Genomic DNA, 22198 nt, shown 5'->3' on the forward strand with positions numbered 1-22198 from the left:
AGCCCCTTGACGGTGCCCCTTCCCAAGAGGCACCGTGGGCGCTGTCGAGGTTCTCCGCACCGAATCCGGTGGCGGAGCTAAGAGGGAATTCGGTGCGACCTGCTTCCTTTCGGAAGCGCGCCAATGCCGAAGCTGCCCCCGCAACTGTAAGCGGCGAGCAAGGGCCCATTCGCGCCACTGGGAGGCATCTCCTGGGAAGGCCGGGCCGTTGTGCTGACCCGTGAGCCAGGAGACCTGCCCCGACGCTGCGTGTCCTCGGGCGGGGTGTCCCGGTGGTCTGTCGAGCCCTCGCCACCGCGGGCGCCCTGCATACCGCCATGCCTCGCCCGCAATCGGGGTTGAGACCTATGGTTCGGATGTGTGCGTGGCGCGGAACTTCCCGTCCGTCAGAGTTTTTGCGCGTGCGCCCTTGCAGGGCGCCGTTCCCCATGGCATGTAAAAGATACATTATATCATTTACCATGAGCCGCATGACCACGGATGATCGGGCTCGTGGAGGCCACAAGGGTGGGGGCAGACGTGCTGACCGACGCAGCCGCACGGCGAGAGACATGCAACACGCCAACAGCCGGCCTCCGGCAGCGGTGCTGTTGATGCGCGGGGCCGTCGCCATCCGGCGGAACTGAGCCGGCGACCCTCCCCTTTCCAGGCAAGCTTCGGCGAGTCCACCGCCCGCGTCCACGGACCGCGGGTGCGTGAGGCTTCGCATCTCTTCGCTTGATCGCCACCGCTGACGCCGCGCCCCGCGCGCGGCGAACACCTTCGTCATGCCATTTGCTGACTTTTTGCTCACTTGAAAGGTGACACCATGCCGCCGCGCGCGCACGCCTCCCGGGCCCAAGGGGCCGTCCTCGCCCTCGCCGCCACCCTGCCGCTCGCCGATGCCGCGCGTGCCCAGTCGGCGCCCCCGGAGACCACCACCATCGCGCTGGACACGCTGGACGTGAGCGCACAGCCGCTGGGCGACGGGCTCAATCTGCTCGTGCCCTCCATGACCGGCAGCCGCCTCGACCTGACGCCACTTCAGACGCCGTCCAGCGTGCAGATCATCCCCGGCGAGATCGCCCGTGAACGCGGCCAATATACGGTGATCGAGGCGGTGACGCAGGATGCCGCCGGCTTCAGCGCCAGCCCCGCGCCGGGCAACGGCGGCACGTCGCTCAGCACCCGCGGCTTCTCCGGCCACGGCTCGGTGATGCAGCTCTATGACGGCACGCGCCTTTACGTGGGCGCGGGAACCGTCACCTTCCCGTTCGATACCTGGTCCGCCGAGCGGATCGAGGTGCTGCGCGGCCCCGCGTCCGTTCTCTATGGCGACGGCGCCATCGGCGGCGTGGTCAATGTGGTGCCGCGCAAGCCGGACCCGCTGTCCAGTCATGGCGAGGCCCTGATGGCGGTGGATTCCCTCATGTCGGGCCGGCTGGCGCTCGATGCCACCGGCCCCATCAATGACCGCGTGTCCTACCGGTTCGACATCGCCGGCAAACTGTCCGACGGCTGGGTGGACCGGGGCGACAATGGCTCGCTCGCCGTGTCCGCGGCTGTGCGCATCCAGGCGTCGGATACGCTCGTCCTCTCGCTGAGCAATGATTACGGCTATCAGGAGCCGCAAAAATATTTCGGGACGCCGCTCATCAACGGTCAGTTCACGGGGCTGCTGCGCAACCAGAACTACAATGTCGGCGACGCCGCCATCAGCTATTCCGACAACTGGAGCCAGTTCAAGGCCGAATGGACACCGAGCGATGCGCTGACCGTGCGCTCGACCTTCTACTACCTGACCAGCGACCGGCACTGGCGCGATTCCGAGACCTATGCCTTCCAGCCGGCCACCGGCCTCGTGCGCCGCTCGGACTATATCGAGATCATGCACGACCAGAGCCAGCTCGGGAACCGCACGGACGCCACCTGGCGCGGCAGCATCCTCGGCTTCGCGAACGAGGTGGTCGTGGGCTTCGACATCAACAGCATCGACTTCACCCACACCAACAACTCGCCCTATCGCGGCTCCTCGTCCGTGCCCCTCATCGGTTTCAATCCGGGCACGTTTGCGAGCCCCGATCCGACCGTGCCGAAATATCACACGGACACAACGCAATATTCCCTGTTCGCGGAAGATCGCCTCGTGCTCGACGAGCACTGGTCCATCGTCGGCGGGCTGCGCTGGGAGAACCCGACCATCACCCGCACCAATCTCGTCACCGCGCAGGAGGAGTTCCAGAAGTCCTATTCCGCGGTGACCGGGCGCATCGGCGTCATCTACTCACCGGTTCAGGATCTCTCGCTCTATGCCTCCTACACCACCGGCATCGACCCGGTGGCCGGCCTCATCACGCTCTCGAGTGCCAATGCCAATTTCAACCTGACCACCGCCGAGCAGTATGAGGCCGGCATCAAGCAGGTGTTCTGGGGCGGTCGCGGCGAGTGGACCTTCGCCGTCTACGACATCACGAAATACAACCTGCTGGCCCGCTCTTCCGCCAATTCCCAGGTGACGGAACAGATCGGCCAGCAATCCTCGCGCGGCGTCGAGGGTACGGTGTCCGTCTCCTTCCTGGAGAACTGGCGGATCTCGGCCAATCTCGCGCTGCTTGACGCCCGCTATGACAATTACATCACCACGGGCGGCATCAACGCCACCGGCAACACGCCCGTCGGCGTGCCGGAGCAGGTGGGCAATGTCTGGCTTACCTGGAATTTCGCGCCAAAGTGGAAGACCTGGGCGGGCCTGCAATATGTGGGGCCGGTGTTCGTGAATGAGGCCAATACCGTCCAGCGGCCAGAGTATTATGTGGTCAATGGCGGGCTCCAGTGGGCCCCCACGCCGGCGGCCAACATCACGCTGCGGGTCTACAACCTGTTCGACGAGACCTATGCGGTGGCCGGAAATACCGGCCAGTGGGTGCTCGGCCAGCCGCGCACGGTGGAACTCTCGTCCAGCGTGCGCTTCTAATGGCACGGGCCCCGTCGCGCGCCCGCGTGTGGAAGGTCGTCCGGTCCTGGCTCTACAAGGTGCACCGATGGGTGGGGATCGCCGCCTGCCTGCTGTTCGCCATGTGGTTCGCCTCCGGTGTGGTGATGATGTACGTGCCCTTCCCGTCGCTGTCCGAACGGGCGCGCCGGGAGGCTCTCCCGTCCATCGACTGGTCGGCTGTGAAGATCACCCCGGCGGAGGTGACGCATGCACTCGGCGCACCACCCCGCGACCTTCTCCTGCACATGCGCGGCACGGAGCCCGTCTATCGGGCGGTGCGGAGCGACGGGACGCTGAGCGTGCTCTCCGCCCGCACCGGCGACATGCTCCCACCGGTGGACGGGCCGCAGGCCCTTGCCCTTGTCCGTGCTGGCCGCGGCGGGGCCGAGGCCCGGCTCGTCGAAACGCTTGCGCGCGATCAATGGACCGTGCCGCAATCCTACGATCCCCATCGCCCCCTGCATCTGGTGGCGCTGGAGGACGCGGCCGGCACACGCCTCCACATCTCCTCCCGGACAGGCGAGATCGTGCTACGCACGACGCGGGCCGAACGCTTCTGGAACTGGTTCGGCGCCGTCCCGCACTGGATCTATGTCACGCCCCTGCGCCAGAACGGGACGCTCTGGGCCAATGTGGTGCTCTGGATCTCCGGCCTGTCCCTGGCGGTCGCCGTGACCGGTCTCTGGATCGGCCTGCTGCGGGCAAAGCTCGGGCGGACGCGCTATGCGGGCGGGCGGGTGTCCCCCTATCGCGGCTGGATGCTCTGGCATCACGTGGCGGGGCTGGCGGGCGGCCTCGCCGTTCTCACCTTTCTCTTCTCAGGCTGGATGTCGCTCAATCCGGGCAACGCCTTCGCCCGCTCGCCCTTGTCACCGGCTCAGATGGCGGCATTCGAGGGGGCAGACGGCCGGGCCTTTCCGGGCGATCCTGCACAGATCGCACCGCGTACGCTGCCGCAGGCCGTCGAGGCGCGGGTGACGTGGTTCGCCGGCCGGCCCCTCCTGCTGCTGGCCGATGGCCGCTCGCGCCTCACTTTGGTGGATGCCGAAGGCAGTCCGGTTTTGCTCTCGGATGCCGACATTGCAGCGGCCGCGCCTCTCCTGCGGCCCGGCACACCGATCCTTCAGGTGACGCGCCTCACCGAAGCGGACGCCTATTGGTACAGCCACCACCGCGAGAGGCCGCTGCCCGTGGTGCGTATCGTGTTCGGCGACGCGCAGCAAAGCTGGGTGCACGTGGACCCGGCAACCGGACGGATCGTCGGCAGCAGCACCGCCAGCCTGCGGCTGTACCGCTGGCTCTATAACGGGCTGCACAGCCTCGACCTGCCGCTGCTTCTGCGCCATCGCCCGGTCTGGGATGGGGTGATGCTGGCGCTCTGCGCCGCCGGGATGATCATCAGCGTCAGCGGCATTGTCATCGGCTTGCGCCGGCTCACCCGCCGCAAGCCTGCCGCGCGACGGCCGGAAGCCGGCTCGGCAAGCTGAGGCTTCACTATTTCGCGCTGGAGCCCGCCGGGCCGTGTGAAAGTTCCAAGCATCATGCGATGCGACAAGAAGGCTCGCGCAAACGGCGGCAGTTTGCGCGGGCTGGCACGGCCCCGAGGTTGCAACCGAAGGGCTCCGGCACGGGTTGCCAGAGCGCCCGGACCTCTGCCCGCTCATTCGCGCCGGGTGCGCCTGGCGCTTTCCGACGAGCACCAAAACCAATGACCGCAAGTGCCAACTCAGGATCCGTCGCGACGGATCTCATGCCGAAGGAGCTGAACCGCTCCGCAGACGTCCCCACACCGGACGCCGTTTCGGCCCCCAGCCGACGCGACGTTCTCGGCCTTGCCGCCGGTGCGGGCCTCGCGCTCACACTCGGCTCCATGCCGGCCTTTGCCGCCGGTCCTTCTTCCCCCACTTCAGCCAACGGACATACCGCCATGCCCAGCGTGACCACCAAGGACGGCGTCGAGATCTTCTACAAGGACTGGGGTCCGAAGGAGGCCCAGCCGATCGTGTTCCACCACGGCTGGCCGCTCTCGTCCGACGACTGGGACGCCCAGATGCTGTTCTTCGTCAGCAAGGGTTTCCGCGTCGTGGCCCATGACCGCCGCGGCCACGGCCGCTCCAGCCAGGTGAGCTATGGCCACGACATGGACCATTACGCCGCCGACGCCTTCGCCGTCGTCGAGCACCTCAACCTGAAGAATGCCGTCCATATCGGCCATTCCACCGGCGGCGGTGAAGTCGCCCGCTATGTGGCCAAGCACGGCCAGCCGGCCGGCCGCGTTGCCAAGGCGGTGCTGGTCTCCGCCGTGCCCCCGCTGATGCTGAAGACCGCCGCCAACCCGGAAGGCCTGCCGCTCGAAGTGTTCGACGGCTTCCGCAAGGCGACCGCCGAGAACCGCGCCCAGTTCTTCCTCGACGTGCCCACCGGCCCGTTCTACGGCTTCAACCGTCCGAACGCGAAGGTCTATCCGGGCGTGATCCAGAACTGGTGGCGTCAGGGCATGATGGGCAGCGCCCTCGCCCATTACGAAGGCATCAAAGCCTTCTCTGAGACCGACCAGACCGAGGACCTCAAGACCATCACGGTCCCGACCCTCGTGCTGCACGGCGAAGACGACCAGATCGTTCCGATCGCGGACTCGGCCATGAAGTCCATCAAGCTGCTGAAGCACGGCACGCTGAAGACCTACCCCGGCTATTCGCACGGCATGCTGACCGTCGATGCGGACGTGCTGAACGCCGACATCCTCGCCTTCATCAAGGCCTGAGGCCACAGGCTCCGGCGCGCAAAGCCGGAGCCGCTGCCTCGCGGCAGCTTGTTTGACATCGACACCCGCGCGCCTGACCGGCGCGCGGGTGTCGTGCTTTCCGGAGCCCGTCGTCCGGCTTCAGCCAGCCACGAGCTTGCGGTGCGCGTCGGCGAGTTCACCGAGCGTGCGGAAATGGAAGTCCACCTGTGGCTGTCGCTCGGTGGGCAGCGTCGCCCCGCTGCCCGACTGTCCGAATCGCCGGTCGATCCAGGCTCGCGCCAGCCCGGCCCGCTCCGCCGGCACATGGTCGTGATGCAGGCTCTGAGCCGTGTGCAGCACCTGCCCCGGCTTCACGCCCAGTTCGGCCTCGAGATGCGCGAGCAGAAACGCGAAGTTGCGATCGTCCGGCTTGTACGAGCCGATGTCCTCGGCCGTGTAGATGGCATCAAACGCCACGCCCAGCTTGCGATTGCTGGCGGCAAAGCTGGTGCGGTCCACGTTGGAGAGGATGACCAGCTTGTAGTGGCGCTTCAGATAGGCGAGCGCCGCGGCCGAGTCGGGAAAGGTCGGCCAGTCTGGCACCGAAGCTCCGAACCGCTCATGCAGATCCGCATGGACATGGAGGCCCCAGGCGCGGGCGAGGCGGGCATGGACGACAGCCAGCAGCGCCGAATAGCGCAGGGACGGCGTCTCGATCTCCTGTTCCGTCTCGTGCCTGGCGAAGGTCTCCAACGCCTCCTCCCGGCCGATGGTCAGGCGCCCCTCGCTCAGCAGCGGCTGGAGGGCGTTCCAGATGCCGGTCTCCCAGTCGATCAGCGTGCCGTAGCAATCAAAGGTGAGCGTGGTGAAGTCGGTCAGTTGCATGGATCAGGCCTCAGGGCGCACCGGCGCCGGTCTGTGCCTTCCTTAGCCGAAGCGGCTCACGGAGGGATGAGCCGAACCTGCGGACGGCTTGTCCAAACCTGCGGTGGACTCACTTGCCGGCTCAGGCGGTCCGGCCGGCGGCGCGGAACACGGACGGCGTCACGCCGAAGCGGCGCTTGAACTGGCGGTTGAAGGACGAGGCGTTCTGGTAGCCGAGCCGATAGGCGATCTCCGCGACCGGCTCGTCCGTCGACGCCAGCAGATCCGCCGCCCGCTCGAAGCTGCGCGCGAGCTGATACTGCTTCGGCGACTGCCCGGTGGTGGCGCGGAACACGGCGTGGAACTGGCTCTGGCCGAGCCCTGCCCCCTCCGCCATCTCGGCTACGGGCACCCGCTGGCCGGCCATGCAGCCTTTGGCAAACTCGGTCACCCGGGCGGCGGCGTCGCGCCGATGTCCCGGCCGCGGCGCGACGAGGCGGAGGCCCGCCAGCGCCAGCGGCGCCGCGTCCCGCGCCCGCCGTGCATTCTGCCCAATCTCGGCACCGAGCAGATGGAACAGGCGCCACGCGAAGGGATCGAGCCGGGAGACCAGCGGGACGCGTGTATCCACCAGCCGGGGCGCTGCTTCGGCAAGGGCGGCCCGCTCCACATCCAGCACCATCAGACTGCAATCGCGGCTTGGCGCGAAATCATGAGCATGAAGGCTCGGGATGACCGCGACACACTGGCTCGCGACCACATCCACCTGCCCTTCCACGTCCAGCTGCATGGCCCCACGCATGGGGACGAGCACCTGCACATAATCGTGCGTGTGGCGCCCGGCACCGCTGTAGGAGCGAATCTCAAGCTGGATGGACATGGAACGACCTAGCCTGCGCCTCAGGCGGAAGCGCCCAGTCTAGAACAGGCACGGGCCGCCACAAGCGGCCCGTTTCAGCTCAGTAGATGCCGACGGTGCCGCCGGGACGGATCGTCATGGGCTCGCCCGGAACCGTGGCGGACGCCGGCGACGGCGCAGGCGCCGGACGCGTGGCGACAGCGGGCTTCGCCTGACCCGCGGGCGTGTTCTGGGCCGTCTGCTTCGGCTTCTTGCGCTGCTGCACCGCACCGGGAGGCGCCGCGGCCGCGACGGGCTTGGGCGGGGCCGGCTTGTTCATGGCAATGAGTTCGGAAACCGTGACGAACTTGTAGCCCTTGGCCAGCAGCGTATCGATCACGCGCGGCATGGCGGCCACCGTGGTCGGATGGATATCGTGCGACAGGATGATGGCGCCGGGTCGGACCTGCTTCATGATCTGGTCGTAGACGCTCTGCGAATCGCGGATCTTCCAGTCCAGCGGGTCCACCGACCAGAAGATCAGGCTGAGGCCGTACTTCTGTTCGATATGGGCTTCCAGGGACTTGGTCATGGCGCCATAGGGCGGGCGCAGATAGATGGGACGACGGCCCGTCACGTTGAAGATGGCGTCGGACGTATCCTCAAGCTGCTTGTCCGCAGCCGCGACCGGAATCTTGGGCAGTTGCGGGTGGTTCCAGGAATGGCTGCCGATCTCGTTGCCTCCGGCCGCCACCGCGCGCACCACCTCGGGGTTCGCGGCGACATTCTGGCCGAGCATGAAGAAGGTCGCCTTGATGTGGCGTTCTTCGAGAATCTTCAGCAGCTTCGGCGTCGTCTCCGGGCTCGGGCCGTCGTCGAAGGTCAGGGCGATATAGGGCCCGTCCACATTGGCCTGACGATAGGCCGCAGGTCCCTTGGGCGCGGACGCCTCGACGGGCGGCGGCGCGCTCGGGCCGAGCATGGCGACCGGGTTCGGATTCGCCGCACCGGGCGGGAAGGCCGAGGAGAAGAAGGGGTTGCTGGAGGCGTCGCTGGAGATGGGGAGCTTGGCCGGAACATTGGCCTGCGCCACCTGCACCGCGCCCGTTGCGGGAGCCGAAATGGTGGGCACGGGCTTCGAGACGGCGGCCGTCGCGGACTCGGACGACGACATCAACATGGGTCCGAACACGAACCCGAGGCCAAGGACGGCCGCTGCCCCGACGGCAGACGCTGCGACGATGACTTTCACGGCCAGACCTTGCACCCGTTGAACGATGATTGCCGCCAGTTTCAGCCCAACAGGGTGGAGAAAGTGTGAAGCCGTGGCTCCATCCAGCCCGAAAGCGCAGATTGCGGCGATCAACCCCAAGTAGTTTCTTACGCCTTTGCGCGGGCGCGCGCCAGCGCGGCGCCACGCGATGGCCGCATGGCTGACGGTGTTTCCATGCAGGATCTGGATTATTTGCGGGATCACCCGGCAGCGACCGACGGTAAAAGGGCGCAACGCCCCTGCTCAGGCAAAGCTGCTCAGGAATCTCTCTGCCAGCGCAAGCGTGCCGTCGGTATAGGCCGCACCCAGGCTCTGGGCGGTCGGAGTCTCGCTGTGCGATGCGATCCAGGCGGTAAGGAGGATGCGCCGCAGCATGACGAACAGGTCGAGCTGGCGCACCTGCTCCGCCGAAAGCCGCGCGCGCTGGCCATAGCCCTCGATCCAGGCCGCCTTGAGTTCCGGAATGAAGGGTTCGTGCTCGATGAAGCTGACGGCTGCGGCGAAATCATAGAGGAACCAGGAGAAGCCGCAGTCATCGAAATCGATGAGGGTGAGGCGGTCGCCGTCCACCAGCAGATTGGCCAGCCGCAGGTCCGCATGGATGAGGCCGAACGCCTCCGGCCCCTCCCCGAGGTCTGCGCACGCCCGCCCCACCTCATCCACCGTCCTCTGCAGCAGGGCCCGCCCCGGTGCCTCCAACCCCAGCGCCGCGCGCCAGTCGCCCCACAGCGGGGCCTCACCGAGCGTGGACGCGAAATTCCAGCGCTTGCGCGCGAAATCCGTGGGGCGCCGCCACCGCCGCGCCTGATCGTGCAGCACGGCATGGATGTGCCCGAGTTCCCGGAACCAGGGCGCCAGGGCGGCGCCGGCAACCGGCTCCTGTCCGGGAATGAAGTCGAAGGCGACCACATGGCGCGGCACCCCGCGATCGTCGATATCGGCGATCAAGGAGCCATCGAGCTGGCGAATGGGATGGGGCGCGGCGACGAGCCCCTCGGCCCGCAGAGCGTCGAGCCAGGCCAGTTCCGACGCGATTTCGGCACGGGTGTGATAGCCAGGGCGATGCACCCGGAACACCATGGCGTTCGCGCCCGGCACCTCGACCTTGAAGGTCGCATTCTCGGAGATGGCCAGAAGTTCCGGCGCGCAGTCCGGGCTCAGGCCCCAGCGCGGCAGCGCGCCGGAGAGCGCATCCTGCAATCTGGCAATGAAACCGCTGTCGTACACCCTCGTCCCCACGGCCGCCCACGGCAGTGCGCCGATGGATTCGCTCGGGCGTGTTTTGCCACGAGAGCCCGCCAACCGGGAGAGGTGCCCGGCGCTGGTGTGGGCCGGCACACAAGCGCCTGCGCAATCGCCGGACGAACCGTCAGTGTTTCACGGCGGCTTCGGAGCGGTGGCTGACCGCCTGCTCGCGGTGCGAGAGCTGAAGATCGAAAGAGGCCTCGAGCACAGCCATGTCGAGCAGATAGACCAGCGTCTGGCCGCCGTGGCGGGTGGCCAGCGCCCGCAGGCGCAACAGTTCATCCCTGAGATAAGCGGCATCGTCCATCGGAACCTGACCCTGCATCACGTTTCCCCATGCTTTGATGCCGTTATATCGCGCTCCGGCAGGACCCAAGAATGGGGATGCTTCCATTCGGCCAAATATAAGCATCCCATTTGATGCCCCGGGCCGCCTCCGCGCCGAAAATACCGCAGAACAAGCATAATACTTTCGTTCGATACGCAATGCGGCCGGCCGGCATCCCGCCGAAGACCTCAAGCAACGATCCTTGAATTTCAACGGGACGGAAATGTGATCTCGGCAGGCCCTTTTCCGGCACAGCAAAAGACAACACACGTTGATCAATTGTACATGCGAGAGCTTCTCGCGCCCAACGTGCATCCAGTCGGCAAAGCATCCCCGTCAATCTGGCGCGATTCGGCACACGATGGAGATGGATCAGGACAATCCGGGGATGGCCACGCCTGCATGGCCGCAGGCGCGGACCGTCAGGCGATAGAGACTGAGAATGTTGCGATCATGAACCCGAAATGATCCCCCATTATCAGCAGAGAGAAGAGTGTGGACTTCGATCTCGCCCGGCTCAAAGCAACCGTGAGCACCGGCTGGCTGGCCAAACAAAAACGCCCGCCAAGAAAGCCTGCGACACCAGCGCATGGTGGACCGCGATCAGCGCCACCTTGGGATGTTCCCCCAACGCCAGCCGCAGTCCGAGCGTCCGGTGCGCGGCGAGGTCACGTACTCGCACATCCGACAGCGGCTTGATCCCCTCCCCAGCGTCCGCGCCGCTCGCCCGTGCCTCTTCCCGGTCTCGCCCCGTGCATCCTCCGTTTCCTCGGCCAGCAGCTTCTCGTCTTTCGACCGGATAAACCCGCGCCCCTCACGCGCCCTGCCGTCGTGGCTCAACACTGCGAGGACGCCACCGGCGGCGATCTGCTCGGCATCTCAGGCGTAACGCATGGCAACGATACGCGCGATCTCCGCTTCCAGCACGCTGAACTGCCGATCCACCTCGTCCGGCCGCTCGTCACTGCGACACCAGGCTTCGATGGCCACCCTGAGCAGGACTTTTGCGTCAATTGAGCAGCCCGAAAGGGTGAATGATCACGTCTATCGGTGAATCCACAACGGGAGATACCCGCATCACGCGCGACCGAAAGGCGAAAACGCGCCTGGCGAGCAGACCAGACCTCCAACATCCCGCACCATTCATTTTCTTTTGCATTGCAGCATGTTGTGCGGATTAGCCGCCGCACCGCAACAAGGAACAACTTTCTTGAAATTTTCGTTTTTCGCGCACTATGAAATTTTGATGAAAGGTGATTAATGTCGTTGCAGACGGTTGCACAATGGTGCGGCAACAGGGGAGCGGCGGCGACGTGAGCAGCCCGTTCGACATTCTGGTGGTCGGTGGCGGCATCAATGGCGCCGGCATTGCCCGCGACGCCGTGGGACGCGGCCTGTCCGTGATGATGGTGGAGCAGGACGATCTCGCCGCTCACACGTCCTCCTGGTCCACCAAGCTCATCCATGGCGGCCTGCGCTATCTCGAATATTACGAGTTCCGGCTGGTGCGCGAGGCGCTGCTGGAGCGTGAGCGGCTGCTCGCCATGGCACCGCACATCATCCGTCCGCTGCGCTTCGTTCTGCCGCACGACGTCTCCATCCGCCCGGCCTGGCTCGTGCGGCTGGGTCTGTTCTTTTACGACCACCTGGCCCCTCGCAAGCGCCTGCCCGGCTGCGAACGGATCAACCTTTCCAGCGACCGGCGCGGTGCACCGCTGAAGCCGCTGACCAAGGTCGGCTTTGAATATTCCGACTGCGCGGTGGATGACGCCCGCCTCGTCGTGCTCAACGCGCTCGATGCAAAGGAGCGCGGCGCGATCGTCGAAGTGGGCACCCGCCTCGAGAGCGCCCGGCGCGAGGGTAAGCTGTGGGTGGCGACCCTCAAGGACGCCAGCGGCGCGACACGCGAGGTCCGCGCCAAGGTGCTCGTCAATGCCGCCGGGCCGTGGGTGGCGGATGTTCTCAACCATCGCCTCGGGCTCAACACCTCCAAGGGCGTGCGGCTGGTCAAGGGCAGCCATATCGTGGTGCCCCGCCTCTATGAGGGCACGCAGGCCTATATCCTGCAAAATCCCGACAAGCGCATCATCTTCGCCATCCCCTATCAGGACGATCTGACGCTGATCGGCACGACGGACGTGCCCTATACGGGCGCGCCGCAGGATGTCGCCATCTCCGATGACGAGACGGACTATCTGATCTCCTCGATCAACCACTGGTTTAAGCGCGAGATCTCGCGCTCCGACATCGTGTGGGACTATTCCGGCGTGCGGCCGCTGTTCGACGACGGCTCCATCAATGCCTCCGCCGTCACGCGCGATTATGTGTTCGATATCGATGCGCCGGAGGGCCAGGCACCGCTGCTCTCGGTGTTCGGCGGCAAGCTCACCACCTATCGTAAGCTCGCCGAGCATGTGATGCGCGATCTCGCCCCGCACATTCCGGGCCTCAAGCCCGCCTGGACGGCGGAGGGGACGCTGCCCGGCGGCGACATTCCCGATGGCGATGCCGACCGCTATGCCGCCGACCTCCTGAAGCGCAAGCCCTTCCTCGGTGCTGATCGCGCCCGGCGTCTGGTGCACACCTACGGCACGCGGGTGGAAGCCATCGTGGGCGGCGCCCGCTCGGCCGAGGACCTCGGCCGCGACTTCGGCGGCGGACTGACCGAAGCGGAACTGCGCTATCTCAAGAGCGCGGAATGGGCGCGAACCGCCCGCGACGTGCTGTGGCGGCGCACCAAGCTCGGCCTGAAGCTGCCCAAAGAGGCGGCTGCCGAAATCGACGCATTCCTCAACAGCATCTGACGCCGGCCGCACCCAAGACGCGGACGGATGCCGGCAAGGTTAAAACGGGAGGAGACCATGACCAAATACGTGGGCGCCATCGATCAGGGCACGACGAGCACGCGCTTCATCGTGTTCGACCGCAAGGGCCAGATCTTCAGCGTGGCCCAGCGCGAGCATGAGCAGATCTATCCCCGGCCGGGCTGGGTGGAGCACAATGCGGTCGAGATCTGGCTCAACACCCGCACGGTGATCCTGGAGGCCCTCGAGAAGAAGGGTCTCTCCACGTCCGACCTCGCCGCCGTCGGCGTGACCAACCAGCGCGAAACCGCGCTCCTGTGGGACCGCAAAACCGGCGAACCGCTCTACAACGCCCTCGTCTGGCAGGACACCCGCACCGACCAGCTCGTCGCCCGCTACGCGAAGGAGGGTGGCCAGGACCGACTGCGTGCCAAGACCGGCCTGCCGCTCGCCACCTATTTCTCCGGCCTGAAGCTGCACTGGATCCTCGACAACGTGCCCGGCGCCCGCGCCAAGGCCGAGGCCGGCGACGCGCTGTTCGGCAATATCGATACCTGGCTGCTCTGGAACCTCACCGGCGGTCCGGACGGCGGCATCCACATCACCGACGTCACCAACGCCTCGCGCACCCAGCTCATGGACCTCGAGAAGCTGGCGTGGGACGAGGACATCCTGAAGCTGTTCAACATCCCGGCTGCCTGCCTGCCGCGCATCGTCTCCTCCTCGGAGCGCTACGGCACCGGCAAGGGGCCGCTGGAAGGCGTGACGCTCTCCGGCATCCTCGGCGACCAGCAGGCGGCCCTGTTCGGCCAGGCCTGCCTGCATCCGGGCGAAGCCAAGAACACCTACGGCACCGGCAACTTCATGCTGATGAACACCGGTGAGAAGCCCTTCCCCTCCACCTGCGGTCTCATCACGACGGTGGGCTACAAGCTGGGCGATGCGAAAGCGGTCTATGCGCTGGAAGGTTCCATCGCCATCACCGGCGCTCTGGTGCAGTGGCTGCGCGACAACCTCGGCATCATCAAGAACTCGGCCGACATCGAGCCGCTCGCCCGCACGGTCAGCGATAACGGCGACGTCTATTTCGTCCCCGCCTTCTCCGGCCTTTATGCGCCGCGGTGGGATGACAGCGCGCGCGGCGTCGTCTGCGGTCTCACCCGCTTCGCCAACAAGGGCCACATCGCCCGCGCCGCGCTGGAGGCGACCGCCTACCAGACGCGCGAGGTGCTGGAAGCCATGGTGAAGGATTCCAAGGTCGCCATTCGCGAGCTGCGCACCGACGGCGGCATGGTGGTCAATGAACTGCTCATGCAGTTCCAGGCCGATATGGTGAACGTGCCGGTCGTCCGCCCCAAGGTCATCGAGACCACGGCGCTGGGCGCCGCTTATGCGGCGGGCCTTGCCGTCGGCTACTGGGCGTCCACCGACGACATCACCCAGAACTGGGGTGTCGACCGGCGCTGGCACCCGCACATGGCTGCGGAGCAGCGCGAACACCTGTATGGCTCGTGGAACAAGGCCGTTGAGCGCTCCCTCGGTTGGGCGCGCTGACGGTGTAAGGTGTCCCGTTCCGGCGGCTGGCAAAGCAGCCTCCGGCACGGTCTGAGGCGTGATCCGAAGGGAGTATTCACCTCGTCGGCAGTCGCGCCCTCTTGATGGCAGAGACCGCATGGCCGATGGGTCCGCGACGCGCGCGCATCGGCTCATGCTCTTGAACAATCAATCAAGAATGGGTTCTGGAGACGTCCCATGCACACCCCCTTTACCGGCGAGCTGCTCGGCACGCTCGTTCTCATCCTGCTCGGCGATGGCGTCGTGGCGGGCGTATTGCTCAACCACTCCAAGGCCCAGAATTCGGGCTGGATCGTCATCACCGCCGGCTGGGCCTTCGCAGTGATGGCCGGCGTTTTCACCTCGGCCGCCACCGGCAGCCCGGATGCGCACCTCAACCCCGCCGTGACGCTCGGCTTTGCCATCGTGTCCGGCGATTATTCGAAGCTCGCGGTCTATATCCCCGCCCAGCTCATCGGCGCCTTCCTCGGGGCCACGCTGGTGTGGCTCCAGTATCTGCCGCACTGGTCGAAGACACCCGATCAGGGCCTGAAGCTCGCCATTTTCTGCACCGGCCCGGCCATCCGCAACGCGCCTGCCAACCTCATCAGCGAGATCATCGGCACGGTGGTCCTGCTGTTCGTCATCGCCGCCATCTTCTCGAAGCCGGTGATGGGCGCGGGCATTCCCTCGACGCTTGGCCCCTACATGGTCGGCATCCTCGTGTGGGCCATCGGCCTCTCGCTCGGCGGCACCACCGGCTACGCCATCAACCCGGCCCGCGACCTCGGCCCGCGCATCGCCCATGCGGTGCTCCCTGTGGCCGGCAAGGGCGGCTCGGACTGGGGCTACTCCTGGATCCCCGTGGTCGGCCCGCTCGCCGGCGCCGTGGTGGCCGGCCTCCTCATCAAGGCGTTCATCTGACGCCATCCGCCGCGTTTTGAAGTTACAGCAGCCCCCGGCCCAAAAGCCGGGGGTTTTCTGTTTCGGCCTCCACCTCACCTTGCGGCAGGGCACCGAGGACTTGGCAGCAGCACTCCAGCGGCATTTTCGGACCGCCTTTCGATAAGAAGACAAATTTTTACAAATTACATCCAGGAGGGGTTGGACATCAGGCACTCACTCCAGCCCGCCGAACGGGTATAAACATTTAGATTCAGGTTATAATTCCTGCCGGAAAGGCCTATAGAAGCCGCGCACCCACCTGAAAGGTTGGCACAAGCTTGTCATGCCCAGAATGTCGCAGAATTCCCTGGGGCTTTTGGCATGACCATCACCATCCGGACGGCACTTGTTTCCCTGTTCTGCGTCATGAGCGCAGTCATCATCGTAATGTGCGGCCTCACGCTCTCCACCGCGAAGCGCAATTACGATGGCGCGAAGGAGGCGGCCAGTCTCGCCTCCGTCGAAATGGACATCCTCCAGGCGCTTTCGGTCTTCCGTCTGGAACGCGGGTCCATGGTCACGCTGCTGACGGTGGAGGGTGCCTACACGCCCGCCCAGCAGGAGCAGATGAACCAGCGCCGTCAGATCGCCGCCAAGGCGATGACCGCGGCTGCGCCCAAGATCGACGCTCTGACCCATCAGAAGCTCCTCGCCATCGGCAAGGATCTCAAGAGCCAGTTCGCCAACATGGACCGGCTTCGGGAAGCCGCCGACCGCGACCTGCCCCGTCCCCTGGCGCAGCGCGAGGCCGGCCTCTCCAAGCGGATCAATGACGACGGCGGTCGCCTGATGACCACCATGGAGAAGTTCCTGGACACGGCGGAAGACGGCATCCGCGCGAACGATCCGACCCTCTCCCAGTTCATCCTCTCCCGCACCATGGCGTGGGACGTGCGCAGCTATGTGGGCACGATCAACGGCATGCTGAACACCGTCGTCGGCGCAGAGCGCCCGTTCAAGCCGGAGGAAGACCGCACGGTCACCGACCTCGACGGCCGCGTGACCGCCGCCTGGAAGCCGGTGCTCGACGTGGCGGACAATGACGACACTTCGCCAGACCTGAAGAAGTCGATCCAGATCGCGCAGGAGACCTATTTCGGCGGCTCGTTCAAGAAGCTGCGCGACGACATCCTGTCCAACCTTCGCAACGGCAAGCCTGCCGGTGTGGCCCTCAACGCTTGGCGCGACGCCAGCCAGACGCAGAACACCTTCTCCGACGTCGCCATGGTCTCCATAAAGTCGATCGTGGAAGCGGCGAATGCGCGGGAGGCGACCGCCTTCCGCAACCTGCTCACCTACAGCGCCATCCTCGTGTTCGCCGTCGCTCTCACGGTGGTCGGCCTTCTGGTGGTGCTGCGGCGCGTCACGGGACCCATCAGCCGCCTGACCCATGTCATGACGGACGTCGCCAGCGGCGACCTCGAGGTGGAAATCCCCGGCACCCAGCGGCACGACGAGATCGGCGCCATGGCCAAGGCGCTGATGGTGTTCAAGGAGAGCCTCGTGCGCAACCGCGGCATGGAGGCCGAAGCCGCCCGCCAGCGGACCGAGGCCGAGCTGGAGCGCAAGCGCATGATGCAGAACCTCGCGGGCGAATTCGAGCGCGAGGTGGGCGGCATCGTCGGGACCGTGGCCTCCTCCTCCCAGCAGCTTCAGCAGACCGCCGGCCGCATGGCGAAGGCCGCCGAGAAGACCTCCAGCCAGTCCACCGCCGTCGCGGCAGCCGCCGAGGAGGCTTCCACCAACGTGGTCATGGTCGCTTCCTCCGCCGAGGAACTGGGGTCCTCCGTGGACGAGATCGGCCGCCAGGTGCTGCAGTCGGCGGAAATGTCGAAGGTCGCCGTTGCTGAAGCGGAGAAGACCGGAACGGTCATTCAGGATCTCGCCCAGGCGGCCGGCCGCATCGGGGCCGTGGTGGGTCTCATCTCCTCGATTGCCGAGCAGACCAACCTGCTCGCCCTCAACGCCACCATCGAGGCCGCACGTGCGGGTGATGCCGGCAAGGGCTTCGCGGTGGTCGCGTCCGAGGTGAAGGCGCTGGCCACGCAGACGGCCAAGGCCACCGAAGAGATCGAGAGCCAGATCGGCGCCATCCAGGCCACCACCCAACAGGCGGTGACGGTTATCGAGGGCGTCGGACTCCAGATCCGCAAGATGAGCGATGTCGCTGCCAGCATTTCCGCTGCCGTGGAAGAGCAGGGCGTCGCGACCCGCGAGATCGTGCGTAACGTGGACCAGGCGGCCACCGGCACGAACACCGTCACCTCCCACATCGCGGACGTCGCCAAGACGGCGGACGAGACGGGAGAGGCGGCGGGACAGGTGCTCCAGGCCTCGACCGCGCTTACCGATCAGGCCAAGCGCCTGGAGGCCCAGATGCAGCAGTTCCTCGCCACGGTCCGGGCCAGCTGAACCGCATCCTCGAGGAAGAGTGCAAAGCCCCGACCATCGGTCGGGGCTTTTGTTTTTCAAGCTTGGTCTGCTGAGCGGACGCGCCCGAGCGGCGAACCTTCTGCACGGTGTTGGCGGCGCACGCTTCGAGGCGTCATTCCACCGGCGAGAGCACCGCTTTCTATAATTTCCATTAAAATAATTGACTATATCGTTTTTAACGGCATTTTGGGGTGAAACGGAGTGCCCCATGAGCAACCTCACCCCTCCTCCCCCCCACATGTTCTGGTTCATCCCGACCCATGGCGACGGCAGCTATCTCGGCTCAGAGACGCGGCAGCGCCCGCCGGAGTTCGGTTATTTCCGGGAAGTCGCAACGGCGGTGGATCGGCTCGGCTTTGAAGGCGTGCTGCTGCCGACCGGCCAGAGTTGCGAGGATTCATGGATCACGGCCGCAGGCCTCGCCACTGCAACGGAGCGCCTGCGCTTTCTGGTCGCCCTGCGGCCCGGCGTCACCACGCCGGTCTTTGCCGCCCGCCAGACGGCTGCCCTCGACCGCCTCAGCGACGGGCGCCTGCTGCTCAACCTTGTGGTGGGCGGACATCCGGGCGAGCTCGCGGCCGACGGTGTCTTCCTTGGCCATGACGAGCGCTATGCGCAGGGCGCCGAATTCGTCGCCATCTGGCGCGCCTTGGTGCGCGGCGAGACGGTGAACCATGAAGGGCGCTATTACCGTGTGGAGAACGGACGCCTCGATTTCCCGGTTGTGCAGGAGCACCTGCCGCTCTATTTCGGCGGTTCTTCCGATGCCGGGCTCGATGTGGCCGCCGAGCATGTGGACCTTTATCTGAGCTGGGGCGAGCCGCCCGCCCTGCTGGCGGAGAAGATCGCCACTGCGCGCGCTCGTGCAGCCGCCCGCGGGCGCACGCTGCGCTTCGGCATCCGCCTGCACTTCATCGTCCGTGAGACCGAGAGCGAGGCGTGGACGGCGGCCGAACGGCTCATCAGCCAGGTCTCGGACGCGCAGATCGCCAACGCTCAGAAGCGTTTCAAGGAAGAGATGGATTCCGTCGGCCAGGCGCGCATGGCCGCGCTGCACGACGGCCGCCGCGACCGTCTGGAGGTGGCGCCCAACCTGTGGGCCGGCGTCGGACTGGTACGCCGGGGCGCCGGCACCGCCCTTGTGGGCGATCCGCAGACCATTGCCGCGCGCATCCGCGAGTATCAGGCCGTCGGCGTCGACACCTTCATCGGCTCGGGCTACCCGCACCTCGAGGAAGCCTACCGGGTCGCGGAACTGCTCTTCCCGGCCCTCGGCATCGATGGCCGCCGCCGCGGCGTGCGGACGCAGATCGTCAATGAATTCGCCGTGGGCAGCCACGGACCAGCCGCAAACGCCACGATCCGCGCTGCGGAATGATGGTGGGAAGACATCTGGAGTTCGCAATGTTCAAAAAAGGTCTGGCCGCTTCCCTGATCGCGGCGGTGCTCGGCACCAGCGCTCCTGCCTTCGCCGAAGGCACGATCCGCATCGTGGAGCAGTTCGGCACGCTCTACACGCCTTTCCACGTGATGAAAGCCCAGAAGCTCATTGAGAAGCACGGGCAGGCGCTCGGCCTCGACATCAAGGTGGACTGGGCCAAGCTCTCCGGCGGTTCGGCCGTGAATGACGCCTTGCTCTCCGGCAATGTGGACGTGGCGGCGGCGGGCATCGGGCCCTTCCTCACCCTGTGGGACCGCACGCGCGGCAGCGCCAACGAGGTGAAGATCATCGGCGCGCTCGGCGCGCAGCCGAACTATCTCGTCACCAACAATCCCAATGTGAAGACGCTGAAGGACTTCACCAAGGCCGACAAGATCGCCCTCCCGGCGGTGGGCGTGTCGGTGCAGGCCCGCATCCTCCAGATGGCGGCGCAGCAGGCCTTCGGTCCAGGCAAGGAGAAGTCGCTCGACGACCTCACCATCACCCTGCCCCATCCGGACGCGACGGCCGCCCTGCTCTCCGGCTCCACGGAGATCACCGCCCATGTGTCCAACCAGCCCTATCAGGATCAGGCCCTGAAGGATCCCAAGGTCCACAAGGTGTTCTCCTCCTATGACGTGCTGGGCGGGCCCGTGACGCCCACCTTCGTCTACAGCACAGTCCGCTTCAAGACGCAGAACCCGAAGACCTACAAGGCCTTCTTCGACGCCTTCCGGGAAGCGACCGCATGGGTGGATGCGCACAAGGCGGAAGCGGCGGCCATCTACGTAAAGACCGAGAATTCCAAGCTCGATCCGGCCTTCGTCACCGAGGTGCTGTCCGACCCTCAGGTGAAATACACGCTCACCCCACTCGGCTCGCAGAAGTTCGCGGACTTCCTCGCGCAGATCGGCGCGATCAAGAACCGCCCGGCGAGCTGGAAGGACTACACCTTCGACGATCTGCACAACGATCAGGGGAGCTGAACGATGCCCGCCCTCGCCCCCCTTGCGGATGCGGCGCCCCCGGTTCTGGAGGCGCGGCGTCTGACGCTCGACTACGTCACGGAGGCCGGCAGCGTCCGCGCCGTGGAGAATGTCGATTTCAGCGTCGGTGCGGGCGAACGGCTGGTGCTGCTTGGCCCTTCGGGATGTGGAAAATCATCCATCCTGAAGGCCCTGGCGGGTTTCATTCCGGCGACCTCCGGCACGGTGCTGGTGCGCGGGCACCCCGTCAGCGGGCCGGGCCCTGACCGCATCGTGGTCTTTCAGGAGTTCGACCAGCTCCTGCCTTGGAAGACCGTGCGGGACAATGTCGCCTTCCCGCTGCGCATCGCGCGCAAGCTGTCTCGCCGCGAAGCGGAGGCGCGGGCGGAAGGCGCCATCGCCCGTGTGGGGCTCACCCGGGCCCTTGATGCCTTTCCCCATGCTCTGTCGGGCGGCATGAAGCAGCGCGTCGCCATTGCCCGCGCGCTCGCCACCGATCCGGACGTGCTGCTGATGGACGAGCCCTTCGCGGCGCTCGATGCCCTCACCCGCCGGCAGTTGCAGGAAGACCTGCTGAAGCTCGCCGACGAACTCGGCTTCACCCTCGTCTTCGTCACCCATGCCATCGACGAGGCGGTGCTGATCGGCACCCGCCTGCATCTCCTGAGCCCCCATCCCGGCCGGACGCTGACCACGCGCGACACCGCCCATCTGGGCCTGGCCGACATGGGCACCCCGGCCTTCGAAAGCCTCACCCGCGAGGTCCATACTTTGCTGTTCGGAAGCGAGCGCGGCCATGTCTGAAGTCGAACTGACCACGCTGCGGCCGCGACCGCTTCCTCGGCCGAGCCTCTCCCTCCCCCGCCTCTGGCGGCACACGGGCGTGCGCCGGATCGTCATCCTCGCCTTGCTGGCGCTGATCTGGCAGGCGGCGGCGCTCTGGCAGAACAACCCGTTGCTCTTCCCGACCTTCACCGACACCGTGAAAGCCTTCATTGAGGCCACGACCTCGGAAGGCATGCTGTGGTCTGCGCTCGCCTCCCTCACGGTGCTGCTCAAGGGCTACGCCATTGCCATCGCTCTGGCGCTGGCCCTCGTCTCGGGCGCCGTCGCCATCCCCTTCCTGCGCGACGTGCTCCAGACGCTGACCTCCATGTTCAACCCTTTGCCGGCCATTGCCCTGCTGCCGCTGGCCATGATGTGGCTCGGGCTCGGCGAGCCGGCGCTGCTGCTCGTGCTAGTGCATGCGGTGCTCTGGCCCTTTGCGCTCGCGACCCTCTCGGGCTTCGAACAGGTGCCGGAAACCCAGCGGCTCGTGGGCCGCAATTACGGGCTTCGGGGCCCGGCCTATGTGGTCCACATCCTGCTGCCGGCGGCTCTGCCCTCCATCCTCTCGGGTCTCAAGATCAGCTGGGCTTTTGCCTGGCGCACGCTGATCGCGGCCGAACTCGTCTTCGGCGTCAGCTCGAGCCAGGGGGGCCTTGGCTGGTTCATTTACCGGAACCGCAATGAACTGCTGACCGACCGGGTCTTCGCGGGCCTTGCAACGGTGATCCTCATCGGCCTCGTCGTGGAGATGGTGGTGTTCCGCTTCATCGAGCGGCGAACGGTGGTCCGCTGGGGCGTCCAGCACTGACGGCGTGCAGGCGCGCACGCCGGCCGCATGGAACGCACAACCGGATCGAGCGGGTTGTACGCGCCGAATGGCTCTAGCTTCGCGCCAGAACGGATGCGCTTGTCCTTGCGGCATATAGCTCGCAATTTTAAACGGAGGTCAGTGCTTACCCCCAAGGGCATGACTCCGCCGCG

The 22198-nt window shown here is 66.2% G+C and carries 16 protein-coding genes and 1 riboswitch; of the genes, 11 read left to right on the forward strand and 5 right to left on the reverse strand.

Annotated features, from left to right (window positions below; translation table 11 throughout):
- Window positions 1-30: 30 nt before the first annotated feature.
- Window positions 31-257: riboswitch (cobalamin riboswitch) on the forward strand.
- A gap of 551 nt (window positions 258-808) precedes the next feature.
- The 3 genes from AZC_RS13975 (at window position 809) to AZC_RS13985 (ending at window position 5738) form a co-directional block, all read left to right on the forward strand.
- Complete coding sequence (locus AZC_RS13975; RefSeq protein WP_043879374.1) at window positions 809-2953, forward strand: TonB-dependent receptor; 2145 nt, start codon at window positions 809-811, stop codon at window positions 2951-2953.
- Window positions 2953-4461, forward strand: coding sequence for a PepSY domain-containing protein (locus tag AZC_RS13980; protein WP_012171227.1), 1509 nt, complete (start codon window positions 2953-2955; stop codon window positions 4459-4461). Before AZC_RS13975 ends, AZC_RS13980 begins: the two co-directional genes overlap by 1 nt.
- Window positions 4462-4901: 440 nt before the next feature.
- Entirely contained in the window at window positions 4902-5738 is an 837-nt protein-coding gene (locus tag AZC_RS13985) for an alpha/beta fold hydrolase (RefSeq protein ID WP_173363000.1), read from the forward strand.
- A 120-nt stretch (window positions 5739-5858) separates the two neighbouring features.
- Here AZC_RS13985 and AZC_RS13990 read toward each other — a convergent pair whose 3' ends face one another.
- The 5 genes from AZC_RS13990 to AZC_RS14010 form a co-directional block, all read right to left on the reverse strand.
- Window positions 5859-6584, reverse strand: coding sequence for a haloacid dehalogenase type II (locus tag AZC_RS13990; protein WP_012171229.1), 726 nt, complete (start codon window positions 6582-6584; stop codon window positions 5859-5861).
- 121 nt (window positions 6585-6705) lie between these two features.
- Window positions 6706-7443, reverse strand: a complete 738-nt coding sequence (locus AZC_RS13995; protein WP_012171230.1) for a helix-turn-helix domain-containing protein — start codon at window positions 7441-7443, stop codon at window positions 6706-6708.
- A gap of 79 nt (window positions 7444-7522) precedes the next feature.
- A complete protein-coding gene (locus AZC_RS24450; RefSeq protein WP_052285935.1) occupies window positions 7523-8575 on the reverse strand; it encodes a polysaccharide deacetylase family protein in 1053 nt (350 codons plus the stop codon).
- A 342-nt stretch (window positions 8576-8917) separates the two neighbouring features.
- Entirely contained in the window at window positions 8918-9901 is a 984-nt protein-coding gene (locus AZC_RS14005; protein ID WP_081433992.1) for a phosphotransferase enzyme family protein, read from the reverse strand.
- 142 nt (window positions 9902-10043) lie between these two features.
- Window positions 10044-10244 (reverse strand): hypothetical protein, encoded by a 201-nt coding sequence (locus AZC_RS14010; RefSeq protein ID WP_043879377.1) that lies wholly within the window; start codon window positions 10242-10244, stop codon window positions 10044-10046.
- Between the two features lie 1286 nt (window positions 10245-11530).
- On the opposite strand from AZC_RS14010, the gene AZC_RS14015 reads away from it, so the two are divergent.
- From AZC_RS14015 to AZC_RS14050, 8 genes are all read left to right on the forward strand, one after another.
- Window positions 11531-13051: a glycerol-3-phosphate dehydrogenase gene (locus AZC_RS14015; RefSeq protein WP_043879378.1), complete on the forward strand. Its 1521-nt coding sequence runs from the start codon at window positions 11531-11533 to the stop codon at window positions 13049-13051.
- 57 nt (window positions 13052-13108) lie between these two features.
- Window positions 13109-14605 carry a glycerol kinase GlpK gene (gene glpK, locus AZC_RS14020; RefSeq protein ID WP_012171234.1) on the forward strand — a complete coding sequence of 499 codons (1497 nt, stop codon included), beginning with the start codon at window positions 13109-13111 and terminating at the stop codon, window positions 14603-14605.
- A 198-nt stretch (window positions 14606-14803) separates the two neighbouring features.
- A complete protein-coding gene (locus AZC_RS14025) occupies window positions 14804-15529 on the forward strand; it encodes an MIP/aquaporin family protein (RefSeq protein WP_012171235.1) in 726 nt (241 codons plus the stop codon).
- A gap of 342 nt (window positions 15530-15871) precedes the next feature.
- A complete protein-coding gene (locus AZC_RS14030) occupies window positions 15872-17962 on the forward strand; it encodes a methyl-accepting chemotaxis protein (protein WP_052285936.1) in 2091 nt (696 codons plus the stop codon).
- A 229-nt stretch (window positions 17963-18191) separates the two neighbouring features.
- Window positions 18192-19361 (forward strand): FMNH2-dependent alkanesulfonate monooxygenase, encoded by a 1170-nt coding sequence (gene ssuD / locus AZC_RS14035; protein WP_043879379.1) that lies wholly within the window; start codon window positions 18192-18194, stop codon window positions 19359-19361.
- Window positions 19362-19387: 26 nt separating this feature from the next.
- Entirely contained in the window at window positions 19388-20389 is a 1002-nt protein-coding gene (locus AZC_RS14040) for an ABC transporter substrate-binding protein (protein WP_012171238.1), read from the forward strand.
- 3 nt (window positions 20390-20392) lie between these two features.
- Window positions 20393-21193 carry an ABC transporter ATP-binding protein gene (locus AZC_RS14045; protein WP_012171239.1) on the forward strand — a complete coding sequence of 267 codons (801 nt, stop codon included), beginning with the start codon at window positions 20393-20395 and terminating at the stop codon, window positions 21191-21193.
- On the forward strand, window positions 21186-22025 hold the full coding sequence (locus tag AZC_RS14050; RefSeq protein WP_012171240.1) for an ABC transporter permease: 840 nt from the start codon (window positions 21186-21188) through the stop codon (window positions 22023-22025). Before AZC_RS14045 ends, AZC_RS14050 begins: the two co-directional genes overlap by 8 nt.
- The last annotated feature ends 173 nt before the right edge of the window (window positions 22026-22198 follow it).

Origin of the sequence: Azorhizobium caulinodans ORS 571, from assembly GCF_000010525.1 — a bacterium.
GTDB classification, from domain to species: domain Bacteria; phylum Pseudomonadota; class Alphaproteobacteria; order Rhizobiales; family Xanthobacteraceae; genus Azorhizobium; species Azorhizobium caulinodans.